Here is a 20,776-nt window from a genome sequence, read left to right on the forward strand (position 1 = left end):
GCTGGACGAAACCGAGGTTAGGATTTAGGGGGAGGGACGGCCCGAAAGTTCCAGCCCGAAGAGTGCGCGCCCCGATATGACCGAGCTCAAGCCCGACCTGTTCGAGATGCGGCGGCTGGAGTCGCTCAGCAACACCATTTTTGGTGTCGCCATGACGCTTCTGGCCTACGACCTGCCCAAGGCCGCGGTCTTCAGCGCCGCGCCCGACTGGCACGATCTCGCCCGAGTCTATTCCGGAAAGCTTGCCGGTTTTGCGCTCAGCTTCATCATCGCCGGGGTGTTCTGGATCAGCCATCACCGCCGGCTGGCGCGCCAGCCCGTCGGCAGCCGCGGCATGGTGGTCCTCAACCTGTTCTTCCTGCTCTCGATCGTGCTGCTGCCGGTGACCAACGGCCTCTACACCAATTTCGCCATGAGCAGCGCGGTCTCGGTGCTCTATGGCCTGCACCTGACCGCGATCGCCGGTCTCAATGCCTGGCTGTGGTGGACGATCCTGCGCGGCTGGGGCCGCGAGATCATGGCCTCGATGTTTCCGCTGTTGGTGTTCATCCCGGGCACGATCGTTGCGGCATTCGCCCCGCAGATCGCGCCCTTCGTGTGGTTCATCGCCTTCGGTGGGCTCCTGATCCAACGCTTCTACGTCGCGCCGAACCCATCGGCCGGCACGTAAAGCTTGACCGGGCGGATTTCGTAGACCGCCGTCGGATTGACCGCACGCAGCTTCCGCGCCGCCGCGATCGCCTCCTCCTCGGTGCTGCATTCCATCAGATGGAAGCCCAGAAGCTGCTCCTTGGTCTCGGCAAACGGACCGTCCAGCACTATGCCCGCACCGGGGCCGCGCAGGGTACGGGCCTTTCGGGTCTCATCCAGGCGGGCGGCAGGTCCGAACTGTCCGCTGGCCCTCAGGGGCGCCTGAACCTCGATGACTTTGGCGACGACCGCGGCATCTTGCTCCGGCGTCCAGGACAAGACCTCGTCTTCCACGTGATAGGCCAGGATGGCGTAGAGCATCGTCACCTCTTCTTTTTCTGGACAGATCCCAAGGACGTAGCACGGCCGCTCGTGCCGACAATCCCGACCAAAATATTGCGCCGCCGGCAAGCGACGAAACAGTCTTGAAACCCGATTGCGGCCTTGCCTTTCGAACGCGGCCGGAACTGGCGGCGACTGATGACCACAACAACAAGGTTCGCGCTGGAGGCGGCAATGTCGGGTCACACCATCAAGACCGTTTGCAAGATCATCTGCGACGCGCGGCGGGCGGGGCTATCGGAGCCGGCCGATCTGCACGACCAGACCGGCCATCACCGCTATTACGGCAGCTCGGCCGAGAACGGCGGCGAGCGGATCGTGGAGAGCCGGCGCGGCAAACGCGCGCGCGTGTTCGGTATCTTCGGCTTCTGAAGCCATCCGCAGGGCCGCGGCTCAACAATGGAAATCCTGCAAATATCGCCCGCGGCAATGCCGTTCCTGCTCTCGCTGGCAAGCCGGACCGCCAAGGTGATCGCACCGTGCCTGCTCGCCAGCATCTTCACGGTGGTCCTCGGCGCGGAACCTCAGCGTGCCGTCACGGCCTGGTGCGCCGGTATGCTGATCGCCGCCGTCGCCCTGCGCGAGCGGCTGCGCACGAGTCTAAGTGGGCGAGCGGCTCATCCTCAAAACGAAAAGGCGCGGCGGGAAGACCCCCGTCGCGCCCGATTTCTTGCTCGCTGGTCCAGGGCTGAGAGCGCCCCGATGCCAAGCCCTTGGTCTAGAGCTTAGCGGGCGATCCCAGCGAGGTGACAGCGCTTGAGATAAGACACTGGATCACCTCCTTTCGTTGGTTTCGGGAGATTTCAATATAGGTTGCAATGCCCCTGCTGTTAAGGGGAGGCGGGCCGGCCGGAACCGAAGCCTTTCCTCGGGCCAACGAGGCGCCGAAAACTCGCCGTCGCGGCAGTTGAGACCGCCGTCCGGCCGTGTTAGGGAGCCCCTGATGCGGGTGTAGCTCAATGGTAGAGCAGCAGCCTTCCAAGCTGAATACGAGGGTTCGATTCCCTTCACCCGCTCCAATGTTTTCAACGGCTTAGCCTGTGATCGCTTGTCGCTCCGACAAGCCCGCGCACTCCCGTTTTTACAAGCCCCACTTTGCTGTCGCTGGCTTTGCCAAGCGTTGATGCGCTTCATTTGCGCATCCTGCTTGGCCTCGTCATGGGCTCGCAGATCGTGCGCCATCGCCGCAGGCGATGACCACTGACCATGCATCCTTCATTGAGCGCATCTCCGTCGGCCTGAGTGCGCTTGCCCTCAGTCGTCCCGCCATGGCGACCGAACGGCAACGCAGGCTTCAAACCTGCAGCTCAGTAATCTTTGTCGTGATGCGCTAGACCTGAGTACGCATTCACCACTGCCGAGCTTGGGCAGGTTGCTGCAAAACATGCGCAAGATCAGAACGTCGGTCGGGCGCGGCTGTTTGATCGTGTCGAGCTCTGCCATCGGCTGCAGGCTAAGCGTCTTGCCCGTGGCATCGAAGTGTTAGGCTTGCTGCGGCGGTGTTAGAGTCGCTCGACGAATCCAGCCTCATTGTGACGCAGCGCGACCTGCTTCAATCGGAGGAGGCTAACTCATTCGCGACGGCATCATCAATCGCAACGTCGAAGCCCGGACGGCGAGCGAGCGATGCGAGCGAAGCCTGTTCTGATCAGCGCAACACGCTGCATAGATTTGCTGCATGGCGATATGAATTGGAGCAGTCTGCGCTGCAATAACGCGCTTGACTTCGCTTTCGATCTCAACGACCGTATCGTCCAAGCGTTGGGCAGCTCAGCCCGTCAACGCGACGAGTTCAAACCATTTCCAACACCACGCGCTGCGCGTGTTCGGTTGGCGGCGAGGGCGCCCTCGGCTTAACGGCCGGCGGGCGCTTTTTGTTTTTGGATCGAGTGATGGCACGGACGCGATATCGTATCGGTGTGATGTTCTCGACGACGGGCTCGTACAGTGTCGTCGCGCGTTCGATGCTCAACGGAGCGCTGCTGGCGTTCAATGAGATGAACGCCGGCTCCGAGACGATCACGCTGGAGCCGGTCGTGGTCAATCCCAACGGCGATCTCGCCGGCTACCGCTCGCTTAGCCTGGACTTGCTCAACTCCGGGATCCGTCACGTCGTCGGCTGCTACACCTCCTCGAGCCGCAAGGAGGTCATTCCCTGCTTCGAGAAATTTGACGGCATGCTCTGGTATCCGTCGCACTACGAAGGGTTCGAGAGCTCCGACAACGTCGTCTATACCGGCGCCGCGCCAAATCAGCACGTGCTTCCGCTGGTGGACTATCTCGCCACGCGCGTCGGCAAGCGCGCCTTCTGCGTCGGCTCCAATTACATCTGGGCGTGGGAGAACAACCGCATCTTCCGCGAGGCGCTCGCCGCACGCGGCGGCACCGTGCTCGCCGAGCGTTACCTCTCGGTCGGAGATACCGAGGTCGAGCAAGTCGTGGCGGCGATCATCGACCAACGGCCCGACTTCGTCTTCAACAATCTGATCGGCACCAGCGCCTACGCCTTCTTCCGCGCGTTCCGCGCCGCCTGCCGCGCGCGCGGCATCGACCAGGCTGCGGAGATCCCGGTGGCGAGCTGCACGCTGTCGGAGCCGGAATTGCCGGAGATCGGCCTCGATGCCGTCGATGGGCATCTGTCGTCGAGCGTCTATTTCTCCTCGCTGAACTCCCCTGAAAATGCCGCCTTCATCGCCGCCTATACGCGATCCTTTCCTGATGGACCGGTGACGTCCGCCGATGCCGAAGCCTCCTACATCGCCGTCAAGCTGCTCGCGGCGGCCTTGTCGCAGGCCGGCACCGACGACGCCCGCACGGTGCGGGCCGCGGTTGCGGACCAGCGGCTGCGTGCGCCGCAAGGGGAGGTCCGTATCGACCGGCAGACCCTTCACGCCTGGCTCACGCCGCGGATCGGCCGCTCTTCTGCCGACGGGCAATTCGAGGTGCTGCTGGAATCGCGCGAGCCGATCGCGCCCGATCCTTATCTCGTCCAGTCGTCGCCGCGCTTTGCCAGCGCGATGCGCTCTCCGCTGTTGAAGGTGGTGCAATCATGAGCTCCCGACTGCTACAGAACTTCAAGGGCGGCCGCGCGATCGTCGTCACGAGGCGAGGCGGATGGGAGAGCACGCTTGAAACCACGCTGGCCAAGCTCGGCGTCTCCACCGAATATCCTGAAATCGTCGACGGCCGCGCCCGGATCGACGTCTCCAGCCTGCAGGCCGATCGCGACATCCTGTTCGTCGACGGTGATCTCGAAGGCGCGGTCGCGCTCGAGGTCAACCCGGCCTCGCGGCTGCCGCCGGTGCCGGTGATAGGTCTCGTCGGCGTCGAGGCGCCGAGCCGGCTGAAGGCGCTGGTCAACCTCGGAGCCACCTCGTTCCTGCGCAAGCCGGTGCATGGCGGCGCGGTTTACACGTCCCTGTTCATGGGCATCAACCAGTTCCTGCTGCGCGCCGAAATGTACGAGCGCCTGCAGGGCCTCGAAGAGCGTCGCCGCGGCCGCCGCGCGGTGATCCGGGCGGTCGTCCTGCTGATGCAGCAGGATGGTCTCGACGAGGAAGGTGCCTATTCCCAGCTCCGTCGCGACAGCATGCGCGCGCGGCAGAACATGGAACTCTATTGCGAGGAGTTTCTGAGCAAGCGGGCGAAGCCGCCCGATACGTCCGGCCGCACGACCGGCATCACGCTGCAAGGCGGCAAGAAGCAGGCCATCTAGGAGAAGCATCATGAGCAAGTCTGTATTGCGAGGGCTGCGCGCCGCAGCCCTCACGGGGACGCTTGTCCTCGGATCATCCCTTGGATCACAGGCGGGAGCGGCCGAGAACTCGATCAAGCTCGGCGTGCTGGAGGATCAGTCCGGCGACTTCGCCGCGGCCACCATCGGCAAGGTTCACGCCATCCAGCTCGCTGCGGAAGAGATCAACAAGGCTGGCGGCATCATGGGCCGGCCACTGGAGCTCGTCACCTACGACACCCAGTCCGACAACACCCGCTATCAGGAATTCATGCGGCGCGTGCTCCAGCGCGACAAGGTCGACGTCGTGTTCGCGGGCTTCTCCTCGGCCTCGCGCGAGGCATATCGTCCGATCGTCGACCAGTTCAACGGCTTCGCCTTCTACAACAACCAGTATGAAGGCGGCGTCTGCGATGGCCACATGATCGTCACCGGCGCCGTGCCGGAGCAGCAGTTCTCGACCCTGATCCCCTACATGATGGAGAAGTACGGCAAGAACGTCTACACGCTCGCCGCCGACTACAATTTCGGCCAGATCTCGGCTGAATGGGTGCGCAAGATCGTCAAGGAGAACGGTGGCAAGATGGCCGGTGAGGAGTTCATCCCGCTCGGCGTGTCGCAATTCTCCCAGAGCATCCAGAACATCCAGAAGGCGAAGCCCGACTTCGTGGTCACCCTGCTGGTCGGCACCGCGCAGGCTTCCTATTACGAGCAGGCGGCGTCCGCCAACGTCAACCTGCCGATGGCATCCTCGGTCAATGTCGGGCAGGGCTACGAGCACAAGCGCTTCAAGCCGCCGAGCCTGAAGGACATGTACGTCACGACCAACTACATCGAGGAGATCGACTCGCCCAAGAGCAAGGAGTTCTACGCCAAGTTCAAGGCGAAATTCCCGAGCGAGCCCTATGTGAACCAGGAGGCGGAGAACTCCTACCTCGCCGTCTACCTCTACAAGCAGATGGTGGAGCGCGCGAAATCGACCAAGCGCGAGGAGATCCGCAAGGTGATCGCGCTGGGTGACGTCTGCATGGACGCCCCCGAGGGCAAGGTCTGCATCGACCCGAAGAGCCAGCACATGTCGCATACGATCTATCTCGCCAAGGTCGGCGCCGATCACTCGATCTCCTTCCCGAAGACCTGGGAAGACATCAAGCCGTACTGGCTGGGTGAGGCCGGCTGCGATCTCACGAAGAAGGATCCGATGGCCCAGTACACGCCGTCGAATCCGCCGCCGAAACCCTGACCGGCGGCTGATCGCTCCGGCGCTTCCGGCACCAGCGTTGCCGGCGCGCCGGGGCGATCACGGACATCTTCACGGCGTCTTCCCTCAAATTGGTTAGTTCATGGACATCGCGACCCATCTCTTCTCGGCACTCTATCAATTCGGGGACGCCTTCGCGTTTCTGGTGCTCTCGGCCTGCGGGCTCGCGGTGATCTTCGGCATGATGGGCGTGATCAATCTGGCCCATGGCGAATTCATCATGTGCGGCGCCTACGTCACCGCCGCGACCGTGCATGCGGGCGTGCCGCTGCCGTTGGGAATTCTGGCCGGCACCCTGGTGTCGGCGCTGGTCGGCGTCGTGGTGGAGCTCGCGGTGATCCGCCATCTCTACGACCGGCCGCTCGATACCATCGTCGCCACCTGGGGGCTCAGCCTGATCGCGACCCAGGGCACGCTGATCATGGTCGGCTCGACCATGGCCGGCGTCGGCACGCCGTTCGGCAGCTTCCAGGTCGGCGACTACTCCTATTCGATTTATCGCATCGTGCTGTTCTGTGCCGCGCTCGGCGTGCTCGCCGCGCTCTACGCGCTGTTCAACTGGACCCGCTTCGGCGTGCTGGCACGCGCCACCATCCAGGTGCCCCACATGGCGGCCGCGCTCGGCGTCGATACGCGCCTGATCTACAGCCTGACCTTCGCCTGCGGGGCGGGACTCGCCGGTCTTGCCGGCGGGCTCTACGCGCCGACCATGACGCTGGTGCCGACCATGGGCGCGACCTTCATCATGGAGGCTTTCGTCACCGTGGTGATCGGCGGCGCCGACGTCTTCCTCGGCACGGCGCCGGCCGGCGCCGTGCTCGCGGTGGTGAAGTCCGTGATGACCTCGTGGCAGGGCCAGCTGTTCGGCCAGATCGGCCTGCTGGTCGCCGTCATCATCGTCGTCCGGGTGTTGCCGAAAGGCATTTCCGGCTTCGTGCTGCGTGAGCGCACCTGACGGAGTGATGGCGTCGTGACCGGTCTCCGCGCAATGTTCCGCCGTCTCGAAGGCCCCCAGACCGTCGGTCGCGGTCCGGCCTTCTGGGGCCTGTTCGCACTCGTGCTCGCCGTCGCGTTCGCTTATCCGCTGTTCAGCGACGGCTACACGGTCGGCAACACCGTCTATTTCTTCGTCTGGGTGTTCATTGCGCTCAGCCTGTGCCTGATCTGGGGCTATGGCGGCTCGCTCTCCTTCGGCCAGACCGCCTTCTTCGGGATCGCGGGCTATGGCTACGGCATCCTCACCATCAATTTCGGCTCGGCTTACGGCTTCACACTGCTCGCGCTGCTGATCGCGGTGGCGATCGCCGCGCTGTTCGCGGTGCTGCTCGGCTATTTCATGTTCTTCGGCCGCATCGCCGGCGTCTTTCTCGGCATCGTCACGCTCGCCGTCACCTTGATGCTCGAGCGTTTCATGGCGCAGACCGCGGGACCGGAATGGCGCATCGGAGCAGCGCGCCTCAACGGCTTCAACGGCATGAGCGCGATGCCGCCCTTGACCATCCCCTGGCCCGGCGAGCCGATCGTTCTGTTCGCTGATGTCGGACTCTACTATTTCGTGCTCGGCCTGCTGGTCTTGGTCTATCTGGCCTTGCGCATCCTGATGAACTCGTCGTTCGGCAACGTCATCGTCGCGATCCGTGAGAACCCGGAAAGGGCGGAGATGCTGGGCTACGACGTGCGCAAGTACCAGCTCATCACCTTCGTCATCGGTGCCGCGCTCGCAGGGCTCTCCGGCGTGCTCTACACGGTGTGGGGCCAGTACATCACGCCCTCCAGCATGGGCATGACGGCCGCGGCGCTGCCGCTGATCTGGGTCGCCGTCGGCGGCCGCAGCGATCTGACGTCGACCGTGATCGGCACGCTGGTGGTGCTCGCCGCATTCCAGGCGCTCACGATCTACGGCAGCCAATACGCGCTGGTCTTCATGGGCGTGCTGCTGGTGCTCACGGTCCTGATTGCTCCGAACGGCCTCGTGCTCGGGCTGATGCATTGGCTCGGTCGCCTTGCGGCCCGTTTTACGCAGAGGGCCGGCTGATGTCGCTGCTCGAGCTGCGCAAGCTGAACAAGCATTTCGGTGGCCTGCATGTCACCAACTCCGTCGATCTCACGCTGCAGGCCGGCGAGATCCATTGCCTGATCGGCCCGAACGGGGCCGGCAAGAGCACGCTGTTCCGCCTGATCCTCGGCGAGCATCATCCCGGCAGCGGCGACATTGTCTTCGCCGGAGAGAACATCACGGCGCTGAAATCCTTTGCGCGGATCCACCGCGGTCTCTCGGTCAAGTTCCAGGTGCCCGGCGTTTTCAAGGGCCTGTCGGTCCTTCAGAATCTGGAGATCGCCTTGCAGATTCGGCATCGCGGAGCGGAACTCGAGGCAGAGATCGACCGGCTGCTGAGCTTCCTCGGCCTAGAATCAGAGCAAGAGCAGACGGCCGGCAATCTCAGCCACGGCCAGAAGCAATGGCTCGAAATCGGCATGGCAGTCAGCCTGAAGCCACGCCTTCTGCTGCTGGACGAGCCCACTGCCGGCATGTCGCCGGAGGAAACCCACCTGACCGGCGAAATGGTGCAGCGGCTCAATGCCGAGGGCATGACGGTGCTGGCGATCGAGCACGACATGGCCTTCGTGCGGCAGGTTGCGCATCGCGTCACCGTGCTGCATCTTGGCCAGGTCTTCGCGCAAGGCTCGATCGACGAGATCGTGGCCGACGAACGCGTCGCGGCGATCTATCTGGGGCAGGCCCATGCTTGATGTGCCGCGCAAGGAAGTGATCCTCGCAACGCTGGGCCTGCGTGCCGGCTATGGCGGCAAGCCGGTGCTGCAGGGCCTCGAGATCGAGGTGCGGCAAGGGGAGATCGTCGCCGTCATCGGCCGCAACGGCGTCGGCAAGTCCACGCTGATGAAGAGCCTGATCGGCCTCGTGCCGGTGATGAGCGGCTCGATCGTCTATCGCGGCGAGGCGGTGGAGTTACTTCCCGCGCACAGGCGGGCGCGTCTCGGCATGGGCTATGTGCCGCAAGGGCGCGACGTGTTTCCGCGGCTGACCGTGGGCGAGAACGTCGCGGTCGGCGCGGCGATCAAGGGCGGCGGCATTCCCGAGGCGGGCCGGCGCAAGATCGTCGAGGCCTTTCCAATCCTGGAAGAGCGCTGGCATCAGCGCGCCGGCACCATGTCCGGCGGCCAGCAGCAGCAACTCGCGATCGGACGCGTGTTGATCGCCGACCCCAACCTCATCCTGCTCGACGAGCCCTCGGAGGGCATCCAGCCCAACATCGTCCAGGACATCGCACGCAACATGGTCGAGCTCAATCGCAGGACCGGCGTGACCATCATCCTGGTCGAGCAAAACCTCGACATGATCCGCGCCATGGCGCAGCGTTGCTACGTCATGGACAAGGGGCGCATCGTCGCCAATCTCGATCGGGCGGCGCTCGACGACGCGGCCGAGATGCGCCGTCATCTTGCGGTTTGAAGACTGAAAGCCAACGACAGAAGGAGAAAAGCAAATGTCCTGGCAGAAAGACTCCATCATGGCCCGCAAGGGCGTGGCCAAAGGCGAGCGGCGCAGGGAGCACACCATCACGGAAAGCGAGCAGGGCAAGTACCATTATGTCTACGGTCCCTACGTGCAACCGGTGCTGACCGTCGATCCCGGCGCCGTGGTCTCCGCGGAGACGCATGACGCGTTCGAGGGCGCCATCAAGAAGGAGACCGACAGTCCGTCGAAAATCCTCAACTTCCCGTTCCTCAATCCGCAGAACGGACCGATCCACGTCAACGGCGCCGAGAAGGGCGATACGCTCGCCGTCTATATCGAGAGCATCGTGCCGCGCGGGCCGCAGCCGCGCGGCACCACGGTGATCATGCCGGAGTTCGGTGGCCTCGTCAGTACGGGCAACACCGCGCTGCTCAATCCGGCGCTGCCCGAGCGCGTCAAGAAGCTCGAGATCGACGCCAAGACCGGCACCAAATGGAACGATGAGATCACGCTGCCTTATGAGCCCTTCATCGGCACGATCGGCACCTCGCCGGAGATCGAGGCGATCTCCTCGCTGGTTCCGGATTACTATGGCGGCAACATGGACCTGCCGGATGTCGGCGTCGGCGCCGTCATCTACCTGCCGGTCAACACCAAGGGCGCGCTGCTTTATCTTGGCGATTGCCATGCCGCGCAGGGCGATGGCGAGCTCTGCGGCGTCGCCATCGAGCATCCGACCGTGACAACGGTCCAGGTCGACCTCATCAAGAACTGGACCATCGCCTGGCCGCGTCTGGAAACCAAGGACTTCATCATGACAATCGGCTCGGCCCGACCGATGGAGGACGCCGCGCGCATCGCTTATCGCGAACTGTGCCGCTGGATGGCGGCCGATTACGGCTTTGAAGAAATCGACGCCTATATGCTGCTGACCCAGGCCGGCCGTGTCAGGCTCGGCAACATGGTCGATCCCAAATACACCTTGGGCGCCTCCATCAAGAAGTCCTATCTCGGTTGAGGCAGGCCGGATCATGTCCCCCGTTCACAAGGTCGCCGCCATCCAGTTCGAGCCGATCATGTTCGAGAAGGAGCGCAACGTCGCGCGTCTGCTCGAGCTCTGCGAGCAGGCGGCGGCGGCCGGCGCAAGGCTCATCGTCACGCCGGAGATGGGAACGACTGGCTATTGCTGGTTCGACCGGGCCGAGGTCGCGCCGTTCGTCGAGACGATCCCGGGGCCGACAACGAACCGTTTCGCCTCGCTGGCGCGCAGGCATGATTGCTACATCGTCGTCGGCATGCCCGAGGTCGATGACGACAACATCTACTTCAACACCGCCGTCCTGATCGGGCCCGATGGTGTCGTCGGCCGTCACCGCAAGACGCATCCTTACATCTCCGAGCCGAAATGGGCCGCGGCGGGCGATCTGCACAATCAGGTGTTCGAGACGCCGATCGGGCGGATCGCATTGCTGATCTGCATGGACATTCATTTCGTCGAAACCGCACGGCTGATGGCGCTGGGCGGCGCCGACGTCATCTGCCACATCTCGAACTGGCTGGCGGAGCGCACGCCGGCACCTTACTGGATCAGCCGCGCCTTCGAGAACGGCTGCTACGTCATCGAGAGCAACCGATGGGGGCTCGAACGCACGGTGCAGTTCAGCGGCGGGAGCTGCGTGATCGCGCCGGACGGGCAGGTCACGGCCGTGCTGGACAAGGGCGACGGCGTCCTGATGTCCGAGATCAATCTCAACGCCGCGCGCGCGCGTCGGGTGCTCGGCGAAAGGGTGTTCGCACAGCGGCGGCCGGAGCTCTATCCGGAGCTGCTCACCGACACGTTCAGCTGGAAACCGCGCGATTTCTTCGGTCTTTATGGCCACGAGCCGTGGCCGGCCGGCAAGACGTCGAGGGTCAGCGTCGCGCAGTTTGCACCCGCCGATGATGTCAGCCAAAATCTTCAGAAGATCTCGGTGCTCGCGCGCGCGGCCAGCGCCGAAGGCGCGGAGCTCGTCGTCTTCCCGGAGCTCGCTCTGACCGGCCTGGCCGATCCCCCAGGAACGGCGCAAGCGGTCCCGGGATCGGCGACCGACAGTCTTGGCCAACTCGCCGAGGAGCTCGACCTCTATCTCGTCTGTGGCCTCGCCGAGCGCGATGGCGATCTCATCTACAACAGCGCCTGCCTCGTCACCCCGGATGGCGACATCTCGGTCTATCGCAAGACGCATCTCACCGCCGACGAGCGGAGCTGGGTGACCGCCGGCGACGGTTGGACCGTCGTCGATACGCCGATCGGCCGCATCGGGCTGTTGATCGGTCACGACGCCGCGTTTCCGGAAGCGGGCCGGGTGCTGGCGCTGCGCGGCTGCGATCTCGTCGCCTGTCCCGCCGCCATCAAGGGACGCTTCAGTTCGTCGCATCCTGGCACACAGGTCGAACAGCCGAAGCCGATTCCGACCGGCCCGGATCCGCTCCACTGGCATCATTTCCGTGTTCGGGCCGGCGAAAACAATCTGTTCTTCGCCTTCGCCAATGTCGTCGATCCCGAACGTGGCTATCCCGGGCTGAGCGGCGTATTCGGCCCCGACACGTTCGCGTTCCCGCGACGGGAGGCGATCGCGGCCGGCGGCGCGGGTCTTGCAACCGCGCTGGTCGACACCACCAATCTCGACAGTGTCTATCCGACCAATGTCGTGCGGCGAAAGGACCTGGTGTCGATGCGCATGCCGCACAGCTATCGCGGATTGGTCAAAGTGGTGGCAAACAACTACTGAACCGAGAAGAGGAGACGACCATGGATCTGGGACTCAAGGGCGCAAAAGTTCTCGTCACGGGCAGCACCAAGGGCATCGGCCGCGCGATCGCCGAGACCTTTGCCGCCGAGGGCGCCGACGTCGGCGTGTGCTCGCGCAATCTGGCCGAGGTCGAAAGCACGGTCGCTGCGCTCAAGGCCAAGGGCGTCGCAGCCTATGGCGGCGCAGTCGACGTCGCCGATGCGGCGGTTCTGAACTCCTGGGTCGGCGATATGGCCTCGAAGCTCGGCGGCGTCGATGTCGTCGTCGCCAATGTCAGCGCGCTGGCGATCGGACAGGACGACGAAAGCTGGCAGAAGGAGTTCTCGACCGACATGATGGGCACGGTCCGGCTGGTCAACGCGGCCATGCCGTATCTGGAAAAGAGCAAGGCCGGCGCGATCGTCACCATCTCCAGCGTCTCAGGGCGCGAGGTTGATTTCGCGGCCGGCCCTTACGGCACTTTCAAGGCGGCGATCATCCATTACACCCAAGGGCTCGCCAATCAGCTCGCGGGGAAGGGCATCCGCGCCAATTCGGTCTCGCCGGGCAACACCTATTTCGAGGGTGGGGTCTGGAACATGATCAAGGACAACAATCCAGAGCTCTACAAGACGGCCTTGGCGCTCAATCCGACGGGCCGGATGGGCACGCCGCAGGAAATGGCCAACGCCGTGGTGTTTCTCGCCAGCGGCGCGGCGAGCTTCATCACCGGGACGAACCTCGTCGTCGACGGCGCATTGACGCGCGGCGTCCAGTTCTAGCGAGGGCGCGATCGCAGGGACACACGGTCTACCGATCGGCGTCCTGGTCCTGGCGCGTCGTGGCAACCCCCGACTGTGCCACCGAGTTGCGATGCCGCTTACGGGGCCGGTTGTCAGATGATACTGGCCGAACTAACAATATACGACATGGGGGTGGGGGACACGTCACGTCGATGAGCCATCCACGATCAGGGGGGATCTTCGAGCTTGCAAGTCGCTGCGTTCCCGTCCGACCGCGCTGAAGAAATCCTCGTGTCGGCTTCCAGGCTCTTTGCCCGCCATAGCTATGCCAATGTGACGATGGAGCAGGTCGCAGCGTCCGTTCGATCGGTGCCGGGCGCGCTGTACCATTATTTCCGAGACAAGGATGATCTGATCTATCACTGCTATCTCCGCGGCCTTGCAATCTACAGGCACGAAATGGAGACAGCGGCCGAACCCGGTATCGATGGGCTCGAGGTCGTCAGACGCTTTATCCGTGCCCGGCTGCGGTTTGACGGCCAGCGCATGATCCTGTTTTCCGACATCGATGCGCTGGCTGCAGATTACAGCGATGACGTGCACACCAGGCGATGGCAGAATGCCGTTCTGCTGGCGGATATTTTGAGGCGAGGCGTGGCCGACGGCTCGATCGCTTGCGACGAGCCGCTCCTGACGGCTGTGGCGCTCATCTCAATCCTGGACTGGGTCCCGTTCTGGCTCTCCGAGCGCGACTACTACACGCGCGAGCAAGCGATCGATGCGATCGATGATGTCATCACGCATGGTGTTTATCGGCGTGAGATCGCCTTACCGGACATGCCTGAGGCGCCGAGCCTGGAGCCGTTTCTCGAGGCTCGCTCAAAACTGAACAAACGCGCGGCAAAGCTGGACAGGATGCTCTCGATTGCCTCGGACAGTTTCAATCGACGGGGAGCGCTGGGCACGTCTCTTGAGAGCATCGCGGCGGATGCCGGCATGACCCGAGCCGGCATCTACTATCACTTCAGCGAAAAGGAGAGCCTCTTATTAGCCTGCCTGCAAAGAGGGTTGGTCGGCGAGATCGGCATTCGGGAACATTTGCAAGATCAGGGGCTCGGAGCGTTCGATCACATGGTGCAGAGGGTTCGCTTGCTGTTGATGCTGCACGACACCCCGTGCGGCCCAAAAGCGACCTATCACAACATCAACTACCTCAGCGAGGTAGACCGGAAACACTTCGTCACACAGGTGCTCGCAACAATCGGACACGACCAGAACAACCATCAGCGCTGGATCGAAGAGGGACTCTTCCGAAAGGTTGACACGCACTTCGCAGAACGTGTTTTGACGGGTATGAGCCATTGGTACCCGATCTGGTTCAGAACTGAGCGCGGCTGGTCAGCGATGCAGATTGCCGATCATTTCTCGCGGCTATTCCTCGCAGGGCTCAAGCCGCGTCGCCGCTCGGCCTGAAGACATAGCTCGCCGGCAGCCCGCCGCGAAAAGTTGACTTGGATTTCAATATTCGGGAGGGTGCGACAATCTTAATGTTCACGACCTAATTGCGGCTTGCATCAAAACTTTACACAGTATTCAATATTTGAGATAGCAGAGGTGGCGCGACCGAAGTTGTAAGGCAGCTTCGATCGCCAAGGAACAAGAACATCCAAAAGGGAGAAAGCCAGGATGCACAGGCTCGTAATTGCTGCGGCGGCAGCGCTGACGGTGCTCGGCGGCACGGCATTCGCGCAGGAAACCATCAAGATCGGCTACATCGATCCGCTCTCCGGCGGCGGCGCCAGCGTTGGCGAAGGCGGCTTAAAGACGTTCCAGTATCTGGCCGACGAGATCAATGCCAAGGGCGGCATCCTCGGCCGCAAGATCGAGATTCTGCCCCTCGACAACAAGACCAATCCGCAGGAGAGCCTGGTGCAGGCGCAGAAGGCGATCGACGCCGGCGCCCGCTACATCACGCAGGGCAACGGCTCGTCGGTGGCCGCCGCGCTGTCCGATTTCGTCACCAAGAACAACACGCGCAATCCCGGCAAGGAAGTCCTGTACTTCAACTATGCCGCTGTCGATCCGAGCCTGACCAATGAAAAGTGCAGCTTCTGGCATTTCCGCTGGGATGCCAGCTCCGACATCAAGATGGAAGCGCTCACCAGCTATATGAAGGATGTCCCCGCGATCAAGAAGGTGTACCTGATCAATCAGGACTATTCCTTCGGCCAGTCGGTGCGCGCCGATGCGCGCAAGATGCTGGGCGCCAAGCGGCCGGACATCCAGATCGTCGGCGACGAACTGCATCCGCTGCTGAAGATCACCGACTTCTCGCCCTACATCGCGAAGATCAAGGCTTCGGGCGCCGACAGCGTCGTGACCGGCAATTGGGGCCAGGACATCGCATTGCTGCTCAAGGCAGCTGCGGACGCCGGCCTCAAGGTCAATTGGTACACCTACTACGCCGGCGGTGCCGGTGGTCCGACCGCGATCAAGCAGACGGGCCTCGACCATCAGGTGTTCCAGATCACGGAAGGCTTTGCCAATTCCGGCCACCAGCCGGCAATGGACTTCGAGAAGACCTTCCGCGCCAAGGTCAACATGTCGCTGTGGTATCCGCGCGCGGTCAACGAGATGCGCATGTTCAAGGCCGCGGCCGAGAAGGCCAACTCGCTTGACCCCGTGAAGGTCGCGGCTGCCCTCGAGGATCTCAAATTCGAGGTGCTGGACGGTGGCGAGGGCTTCATGCGCAAGGACGATCACCAGTTCTTCCAGCCGATCTACATCTCCTCGTTCGGCAAGCTCGCTGCAAACGAGCCGTTCGACGAGGAAGGCACCGGCTGGGGATGGCACCTGGTCTCGAAGGTCGATACTTCCAAGACGACCGTTCCCACCACCTGCAAGATGACCCGGCCGTAAGCTGGAGTAGCTTCGCCTTCCCGCGGCCGATGGAGGCCGCGGGAATGGTTGAGGTTCGCGTACGGGACCGACAAATTTGCCGAGGCCTCTTCGGTCTCGGCTAGAGGTTTGAATGCTGTGCTTGAACTGATCGTTATATCGACACTGAACGGTCTGCTGTTCGGCATGCTGCTGTTCCTGCTGTCGAGCGGCCTGACCGTCATCTTCAGCATGATGGGCGTGCTCAACTTCGCCCACGCCAGCTTCTACATGCTCGGCGCCTTCTTCGGCTTCCAGCTCACCAAATGGATCGGCTTCTGGCCGGCGCTGCTGCTGGCACCCCTGCTCGTCGGCGCGATCGGCATGGCGGTCGAGCGCTACGGCCTGCGCAACACGCACAAGCACGGCCACGTCGCGGAGCTGCTCCTAACTTTCGGTCTCGCCTTCGCGATCGAGGAAATCGTCGCGATGATGTGGGGCAGGAGTCCGGTCGATTACCGCGTGCCGGCGTTGCTCGACTTTCCGGCCTTCACGATCTTCTCGACCAATTATCCCGCCTACAAGATCTTCATGCTGGCCGTGTCGATCCTGATATTCATCGTGCTGCTGATGGTGCTCAAGCGCACGCGGGTCGGCCTGATCGTTCAGGCCGCGCTGACGCATCCCCACATGGTCGGGCATCTCGGTCACAATGTCGGACGCATCTTCATGCTGGTGTTCGGCGTCGGCAGCGCGCTGGCGGGAATTGCCGGCGTAATCGCCGGTCCGGCGCTGGTCACCCAGTCCGATATGGCCGCGGCATTGGGGCCGATCCTGTTCGTGGTCATCGTGTTCGGTGGCCTCGGCTCCTTGCCGGGAGCCTTCGTCGCTTCGCTCGTCATCGGCCTGGTGCAGACCTTCGCGGTCGCGCTGAACGGTTCGCTCGCGAGTGCCTTCGGCCCGCTCGATCCGTCGATGGGCCCCTCCGTTCTCACCGACATCTGGAACGTCACGATCGCCCAGGTGGCGCCGATCGTGCCGTACCTCCTGCTGGTGATCATTCTGATTGTGCGCCCCATGGGCCTGATGGGGACGCGCGAAACATGAGCGCCACGACGACTCCCGCATCGAAGGTTGCAGACAAGCCCGCCGGCGATGCCTTGCGCTTTTACGGCGTCTGGCTCGTCGGTATCGCTGCGTTGATCGTGCTGCCGATGATCTTCTCCTCCGGCGGCTCGCTCACGTCCTTCAGCCTGATCGGCATCGCGATCGTCTTCGCGCTGTCCTACAACATCCTGCTCGGCCAAACAGGCCTCTTGTCGTTCGGCCATGCGGTGCATTACGGGCTCGGCGGCTTTGCGGCCTGCCATGTGATGAATGCGGTGGTTTCGCACGGCTGGCCGATCCCGTTGCCGTTCATCCCGCTGTTCGGCGGTCTCGGCGGTCTCGCTTTCGCGATGATCATCGGCTGGGTGATGACAAAGCGCGCCGGCACCGTGTTCTCGATGATCTCGCTCGGCATTGCCGAACTGGTGGCATCCTCCTCGCTGATTCTGCGTTCCGTGTTCGGCGGCGAGTCCGGAGTCTCGACCGACCGCACGGCTCTGCCGAAAATGTTCGGCTGGACCTTCGGCCCGCAGCTTCAGGTTTACTACCTGATCGCGTTCTGGCTGGTGATCTCCGCGATCGCGATGTACGCGCTGACGCGGACGCCGCTGGGCCGCATCAGCAACGCGGTGCGCGACAATCCCGAGCGCGTTCAGTTCATCGGCTATGATCCCCATGTGGTCCGCTACATCGCTTTCTGCTTTGCCGGCTTCTTCGCCGGCGTCGCCGGGGGACTGGCTGCGATCAACTTCGAGATCGCCAATTCGGCCTATCTGGGCGCGATCCAGTCCGGCCTCGTCCTGTTCTCGACCTTCATCGGCGGCGTCGCATTCTTCTTTGGCCCGATCCTCGGCGCGATCCTCGTGACTTATCTGCAGCTTGGGCTGACCAGCGTCACGGGCGTGTGGCAGCTCTATTTCGGCATTATCTTCATCGGCATCGTGATGCTGTCCCCGGGCGGGATTGCCGGGCTGGTCATGATGCACCGGCCGCTGGCTCGTGCCGGAACTCTGCCGACACTGATTCCGTCGTACCTCGTCGCAGCGGTGCCGACCCTCGCGCTGGCCTGCGGCGTGATCCTGACGATCGAGTCGATCGCGCGCACGCATAGCGGCCAGGGCAGTCCGATCAACCTGTTCGGCGTTGCCTTCAGCCCGGCGTCGCCAGTGACGTGGGCGAGTGCGGCGCTTCTCGTCTTCGGCGGCTTCTTCTTGGCGCGCCTGAGCTGGCGGCGGGTCGCCGATGCTTGGGACCGTGCGGCGACGGTCGCGCGCGACCGGGGGTACCTGGCATGACGGCAGCCATCGAGGTCCGCGCTGTCGAGAAGCGCTTCGGCAATGTCGGCATCATCCGCGATCTCAATCTCAGCGTCGCGCAAGGCGAGCGTCATGCCATCATCGGTCCGAACGGCGCCGGCAAATCCACGACGTTCAACCTGATCAGCGGCCATATCAAACCGACCTCGGGTGAGGTGAGGCTCAATGGCGATGTGATCTCAGATCTGAGGCCGTTCGAGATCAACAGGCGCGGCCTGTCGCGGTCGTTCCAGGTCACCAATGTGTTCGCGCGCATGTCGGTTTGGGAGAACGTCCGTTGTGCCGTGCTGTGGGCGACGGGGCATCGCTACGCGTTCTGGAAGAACGTCGACAGCCTGCCTGAGGTGCGCGAACGCACGGCGCAGATCCTCGACGACATCCATCTCACGCATCGGCGCGATGTTCCGGCGGGCTTATTGACCTACGCCGAGCAGCGCGAACTCGAGATCGGTATCACCATCGCCAGCGGTGCCACCGTGGTGATGCTGGACGAGCCGACCGCCGGCATGAGCCATGCCGAGACCGATCGTGCGGTGTCGCTGATCCGGCGCCTGACCGAGGGCAAGACCCTCGTCATCGTCGAGCACGACATGAGCGTCGTGTTCGGCCTCGCCGATCGTATCTCCGTGCTGGTCTACGGCCACATCATCGCCTCGGGCACGCCGGAGGAGATCCGGCGCGATCCGAAGGTCAAGGAAGCCTATCTCGGCGAGGAAGCGCACTGATGCTCGAGGTCAGGGATCTGCACGCCTATTACGGCAAGAGCCACATTCTCCAGGGCGTCGACCTCGATGTCGCCGCGGGCGAGGTCGTGAGCCTGCTTGGCCGCAATGGTGTCGGGCGCTCGACCACGGTCAAGGCGATCATGGGCGAGGTCGCACCGCAAGGCACGATCCGCTTCAAAGGCAAGGACATCGCCGGGCTGCCCAGCTACAGGATCGCGCGTCTCGGGCTCGGCTATGTGCCGGAGCATCGGGACATCTTTCCGGGTCTGACCGTTCGCCAGAACCTGCTCCTCGGCATCAAGGACACGCGACGTCCCGGCAAATGGCAGCTCCAGGATATGCTCGACATGTTTCCCAATCTCGCCGCGCGGGCCGACACGGAGGCGGGGGTGCTGTCCGGCGGCGAAAAGCAGATGCTCACGACCTGCCGCACGCTGATGGGCGATCCGGACCTGATCATGATCGACGAGCCGACCGAGGGCCTGGCGCCGCTCATCGTCCAGCAGGTTGGTGATCTGATCGCACGCATTGCGCAAGCCGGCGTCGCCATTCTCCTCGTCGAGCAGAAGCTGTCGATTGCGATGAAGATCTCGAACCGCGTCTACGTCATGGGACACGGCCGTGTGGTTTTCGAAGGTACGCCCGAGCAACTGAAGTCAAACGCCGAAGTTCGCGCGCAATGGTTGGAAGTGTGAGAACGGGCGTATCTACCGGTCGATGCAGAGTTCGAATTGTTTGGCGGCTCTGATTTGGTCTCTCTATCGTCTCGCACATGGCCGGCCAAAGCTTTCGTTCGGCTCAATCCCTCCGCTGGTTGAGATAGCGAAGCGCAAGCTTGATGAAATTGTGCACGACCATCGACGTCTCGTCCTTCCTGAACACCAGAAACACGTCTGCCGTGGGCGGTGAGGGCCTGATCGGGCGGAAGACGATGTCGGTGGTCGTGAACCGTGCAATCGACTGCGGCACGAGCGCCACGCCGAAGCCTGCGGCAATCAGGCTCGGGATCGACTGGGCGTCGACGACCTGCTGGGACACTTTTGGGAGAAAGCCGGCGTCGACACAGCATGTCTGCACGTAGCGGGCGAAATGGGAGCTGTTCGGATCCAGCACGACGTGCTCCTCGGCGGCGAGATCGCCGAGGGCGATGCGCTTGCGTTGCGCCAGCCGATGGCTGCGGGGCACGGCGAGAACGACCTCTTCGCGCCATGCCAGCTTGCTGGAGAGGTCGCGCTCGGCAGGGGTGCCGCGAATGAGGCAGATGTTGGTGGTGCGGTTGAGGAGCGCTGCGATCTGCAGCGCCGGCGCCTGCTCATGCACCGTCATTCTCACCTGCGGAGCAACTTTCCGGTAGGCTGCGAGCAACTCGGCCAGGCGACCGCGCAGGATGGAGCCGGTCGCTCCGACGTCCAGCGTCCCGACCAGGCCCGCGCCGATCGACCGGACCTCGTCTTCGGTGACCTTGACCTGTTGCAGAATCGCGCGCCCGCGCACCAGCATGGCGTCACCGGCCTGCGTCAGCTCGACCTTGCGGCTGGTCCGGTAGAGGAGCTGAGTCCCGAGCTCGGCTTCAAGCGCCTGGATGTGCTGGCTGAGCGGCGGCTGCGAGAGGTTCAGCCGCCGGGCGGCGAGGGTGAAGCTGCGCTCCTCGGCGACCGCGACGAAATACCGGAGCTGGCGCAGATCCATAGCGAAACCCTATCAATGGTGTCGTTCTATATATTGGACTTGGC

Annotated in this window: 20 protein-coding genes and 1 tRNA gene; 19 read left to right on the plus strand and 2 right to left on the minus strand. The window is 63.3% G+C overall.

Annotated features, from left to right (window positions below; translation table 11 throughout):
* Positions 1–76 precede the first annotated feature (76 nt).
* On the plus strand, positions 77–670 hold the full coding sequence (locus SE91_RS10835; protein ID WP_008549627.1) for a TMEM175 family protein: 594 nt from the start codon (positions 77–79) through the stop codon (positions 668–670).
* Here the strand turns inward: SE91_RS10835 and SE91_RS10840 are convergent.
* On the minus strand, positions 637–1,011 hold the full coding sequence (locus SE91_RS10840; RefSeq protein ID WP_061847604.1) for a YciI family protein: 375 nt from the start codon (positions 1,009–1,011) through the stop codon (positions 637–639). The two genes, SE91_RS10835 and SE91_RS10840, sit on opposite strands and share 34 nt — an antisense overlap.
* A gap of 159 nt (positions 1,012–1,170) precedes the next feature.
* Between SE91_RS10840 and SE91_RS10845 the strand changes: the two genes are divergently transcribed.
* The 18 genes from SE91_RS10845 to SE91_RS10935 all read left to right on the plus strand — a co-directional run bounded on the left by SE91_RS10845 (position 1,171) and on the right by SE91_RS10935 (position 19,738).
* On the plus strand, positions 1,171–1,404 hold the full coding sequence (locus tag SE91_RS10845; protein ID WP_245318428.1) for a hypothetical protein: 234 nt from the start codon (positions 1,171–1,173) through the stop codon (positions 1,402–1,404).
* A gap of 573 nt (positions 1,405–1,977) precedes the next feature.
* Positions 1,978–2,051, plus strand: a tRNA-Gly gene (locus SE91_RS10855).
* Positions 2,052–2,924: 873 nt separating this feature from the next.
* The gene (locus SE91_RS10860; RefSeq protein WP_061847605.1) at positions 2,925–4,085 is read left to right on the plus strand and encodes a transporter substrate-binding domain-containing protein; all 1,161 of its coding nucleotides are present in this window, start codon (positions 2,925–2,927) and stop codon (positions 4,083–4,085) included.
* On the plus strand, positions 4,082–4,747 hold the full coding sequence (locus tag SE91_RS10865; RefSeq protein WP_008549605.1) for an ANTAR domain-containing response regulator: 666 nt from the start codon (positions 4,082–4,084) through the stop codon (positions 4,745–4,747). Before SE91_RS10860 ends, SE91_RS10865 begins: the two co-directional genes overlap by 4 nt.
* Before the next feature lie 10 nt (positions 4,748–4,757).
* Positions 4,758–6,008, plus strand: coding sequence for an urea ABC transporter substrate-binding protein (locus SE91_RS10870; RefSeq protein WP_061847606.1), 1,251 nt, complete (start codon positions 4,758–4,760; stop codon positions 6,006–6,008).
* 100 nt (positions 6,009–6,108) lie between these two features.
* A complete protein-coding gene (locus SE91_RS10875; RefSeq protein WP_008549601.1) occupies positions 6,109–6,981 on the plus strand; it encodes an ABC transporter permease subunit in 873 nt (290 codons plus the stop codon).
* A 33-nt stretch (positions 6,982–7,014) separates the two neighbouring features.
* Positions 7,015–8,061 (plus strand): branched-chain amino acid ABC transporter permease, encoded by a 1,047-nt coding sequence (locus SE91_RS10880; protein WP_502687174.1) that lies wholly within the window; start codon positions 7,015–7,017, stop codon positions 8,059–8,061.
* The gene (locus tag SE91_RS10885; RefSeq protein ID WP_061847608.1) at positions 8,061–8,777 is read left to right on the plus strand and encodes an ABC transporter ATP-binding protein; all 717 of its coding nucleotides are present in this window, start codon (positions 8,061–8,063) and stop codon (positions 8,775–8,777) included. Before SE91_RS10880 ends, SE91_RS10885 begins: the two co-directional genes overlap by 1 nt.
* Entirely contained in the window at positions 8,770–9,498 is a 729-nt protein-coding gene (locus tag SE91_RS10890; RefSeq protein ID WP_061847609.1) for an ABC transporter ATP-binding protein, read from the plus strand. The genes SE91_RS10885 and SE91_RS10890 overlap by 8 nt, the downstream gene beginning before the upstream one ends.
* 34 nt (positions 9,499–9,532) lie before the next feature.
* A complete protein-coding gene (locus SE91_RS10895) occupies positions 9,533–10,522 on the plus strand; it encodes an acetamidase/formamidase family protein (protein WP_061847610.1) in 990 nt (329 codons plus the stop codon).
* 13 nt (positions 10,523–10,535) lie between these two features.
* Complete coding sequence (locus tag SE91_RS10900; protein WP_061847611.1) at positions 10,536–12,275, plus strand: nitrilase-related carbon-nitrogen hydrolase; 1,740 nt, start codon at positions 10,536–10,538, stop codon at positions 12,273–12,275.
* 20 nt (positions 12,276–12,295) lie between these two features.
* Positions 12,296–13,057, plus strand: a complete 762-nt coding sequence (locus tag SE91_RS10905; RefSeq protein ID WP_061847612.1) for an SDR family NAD(P)-dependent oxidoreductase — start codon at positions 12,296–12,298, stop codon at positions 13,055–13,057.
* Positions 13,058–13,264: 207 nt separating this feature from the next.
* Positions 13,265–14,491 (plus strand): TetR/AcrR family transcriptional regulator, encoded by a 1,227-nt coding sequence (locus SE91_RS10910; RefSeq protein WP_082813706.1) that lies wholly within the window; start codon positions 13,265–13,267, stop codon positions 14,489–14,491.
* Positions 14,492–14,704: 213 nt separating this feature from the next.
* A complete protein-coding gene (locus SE91_RS10915) occupies positions 14,705–15,937 on the plus strand; it encodes a branched-chain amino acid ABC transporter substrate-binding protein (RefSeq protein ID WP_060736395.1) in 1,233 nt (410 codons plus the stop codon).
* Positions 15,938–16,054: 117 nt separating this feature from the next.
* On the plus strand, positions 16,055–17,002 hold the full coding sequence (locus tag SE91_RS10920) for a branched-chain amino acid ABC transporter permease (protein WP_061851086.1): 948 nt from the start codon (positions 16,055–16,057) through the stop codon (positions 17,000–17,002).
* On the plus strand, positions 16,999–18,297 hold the full coding sequence (locus tag SE91_RS10925) for a branched-chain amino acid ABC transporter permease (protein WP_061847613.1): 1,299 nt from the start codon (positions 16,999–17,001) through the stop codon (positions 18,295–18,297). Before SE91_RS10920 ends, SE91_RS10925 begins: the two co-directional genes overlap by 4 nt.
* Positions 18,294–19,043, plus strand: a complete 750-nt coding sequence (locus SE91_RS10930; RefSeq protein WP_061847614.1) for an ABC transporter ATP-binding protein — start codon at positions 18,294–18,296, stop codon at positions 19,041–19,043. Before SE91_RS10925 ends, SE91_RS10930 begins: the two co-directional genes overlap by 4 nt.
* Positions 19,043–19,738, plus strand: coding sequence for an ABC transporter ATP-binding protein (locus SE91_RS10935; RefSeq protein ID WP_061847615.1), 696 nt, complete (start codon positions 19,043–19,045; stop codon positions 19,736–19,738). The genes SE91_RS10930 and SE91_RS10935 overlap by 1 nt, the downstream gene beginning before the upstream one ends.
* Before the next feature lie 103 nt (positions 19,739–19,841).
* Here the strand turns inward: SE91_RS10935 and SE91_RS10940 are convergent, their stop codons facing one another.
* The gene (locus tag SE91_RS10940) at positions 19,842–20,732 is read right to left on the minus strand and encodes a LysR substrate-binding domain-containing protein (protein ID WP_061847616.1); all 891 of its coding nucleotides are present in this window, start codon (positions 20,730–20,732) and stop codon (positions 19,842–19,844) included.
* Positions 20,733–20,776: the final 44 nt, after the last annotated feature.

It is taken from the genome of Bradyrhizobium sp. DOA1, from assembly GCF_001593325.1.
GTDB lineage: Bacteria > Pseudomonadota > Alphaproteobacteria > Rhizobiales > Xanthobacteraceae > Bradyrhizobium.

Bases quoted from the DNA above. Each gene is read 5' to 3' on its own strand.
- SE91_RS10835 (WP_008549627.1), top strand. From the start codon at position 77: ATGACCGAGCTCAAGCCCGACCTGTTCGAGATGCGGCGGCTGGAGTCG.
- SE91_RS10840 (WP_061847604.1), bottom strand. From the start codon at position 1,011: ATGCTCTACGCCATCCTGGCCTATCACGTGGAAGACGAGGTCTTGTCC.
- SE91_RS10845 (WP_245318428.1), top strand. From the start codon at position 1,171: ATGACCACAACAACAAGGTTCGCGCTGGAGGCGGCAATGTCGGGTCAC.
- SE91_RS10860 (WP_061847605.1), top strand. From the start codon at position 2,925: ATGGCACGGACGCGATATCGTATCGGTGTGATGTTCTCGACGACGGGC.
- SE91_RS10865 (WP_008549605.1), top strand. From the start codon at position 4,082: ATGAGCTCCCGACTGCTACAGAACTTCAAGGGCGGCCGCGCGATCGTC.
- SE91_RS10870 (WP_061847606.1), top strand. From the start codon at position 4,758: ATGAGCAAGTCTGTATTGCGAGGGCTGCGCGCCGCAGCCCTCACGGGG.
- SE91_RS10875 (WP_008549601.1), top strand. From the start codon at position 6,109: ATGGACATCGCGACCCATCTCTTCTCGGCACTCTATCAATTCGGGGAC.
- SE91_RS10880 (WP_502687174.1), top strand. From the start codon at position 7,015: ATGTTCCGCCGTCTCGAAGGCCCCCAGACCGTCGGTCGCGGTCCGGCC.
- SE91_RS10885 (WP_061847608.1), top strand. From the start codon at position 8,061: ATGTCGCTGCTCGAGCTGCGCAAGCTGAACAAGCATTTCGGTGGCCTG.
- SE91_RS10890 (WP_061847609.1), top strand. From the start codon at position 8,770: ATGCTTGATGTGCCGCGCAAGGAAGTGATCCTCGCAACGCTGGGCCTG.
- SE91_RS10895 (WP_061847610.1), top strand. From the start codon at position 9,533: ATGTCCTGGCAGAAAGACTCCATCATGGCCCGCAAGGGCGTGGCCAAA.
- SE91_RS10900 (WP_061847611.1), top strand. From the start codon at position 10,536: ATGTCCCCCGTTCACAAGGTCGCCGCCATCCAGTTCGAGCCGATCATG.
- SE91_RS10905 (WP_061847612.1), top strand. From the start codon at position 12,296: ATGGATCTGGGACTCAAGGGCGCAAAAGTTCTCGTCACGGGCAGCACC.
- SE91_RS10915 (WP_060736395.1), top strand. From the start codon at position 14,705: ATGCACAGGCTCGTAATTGCTGCGGCGGCAGCGCTGACGGTGCTCGGC.
- SE91_RS10925 (WP_061847613.1), top strand. From the start codon at position 16,999: ATGAGCGCCACGACGACTCCCGCATCGAAGGTTGCAGACAAGCCCGCC.
- SE91_RS10930 (WP_061847614.1), top strand. From the start codon at position 18,294: ATGACGGCAGCCATCGAGGTCCGCGCTGTCGAGAAGCGCTTCGGCAAT.
- SE91_RS10935 (WP_061847615.1), top strand. From the start codon at position 19,043: ATGCTCGAGGTCAGGGATCTGCACGCCTATTACGGCAAGAGCCACATT.
- SE91_RS10940 (WP_061847616.1), bottom strand. From the start codon at position 20,732: ATGGATCTGCGCCAGCTCCGGTATTTCGTCGCGGTCGCCGAGGAGCGC.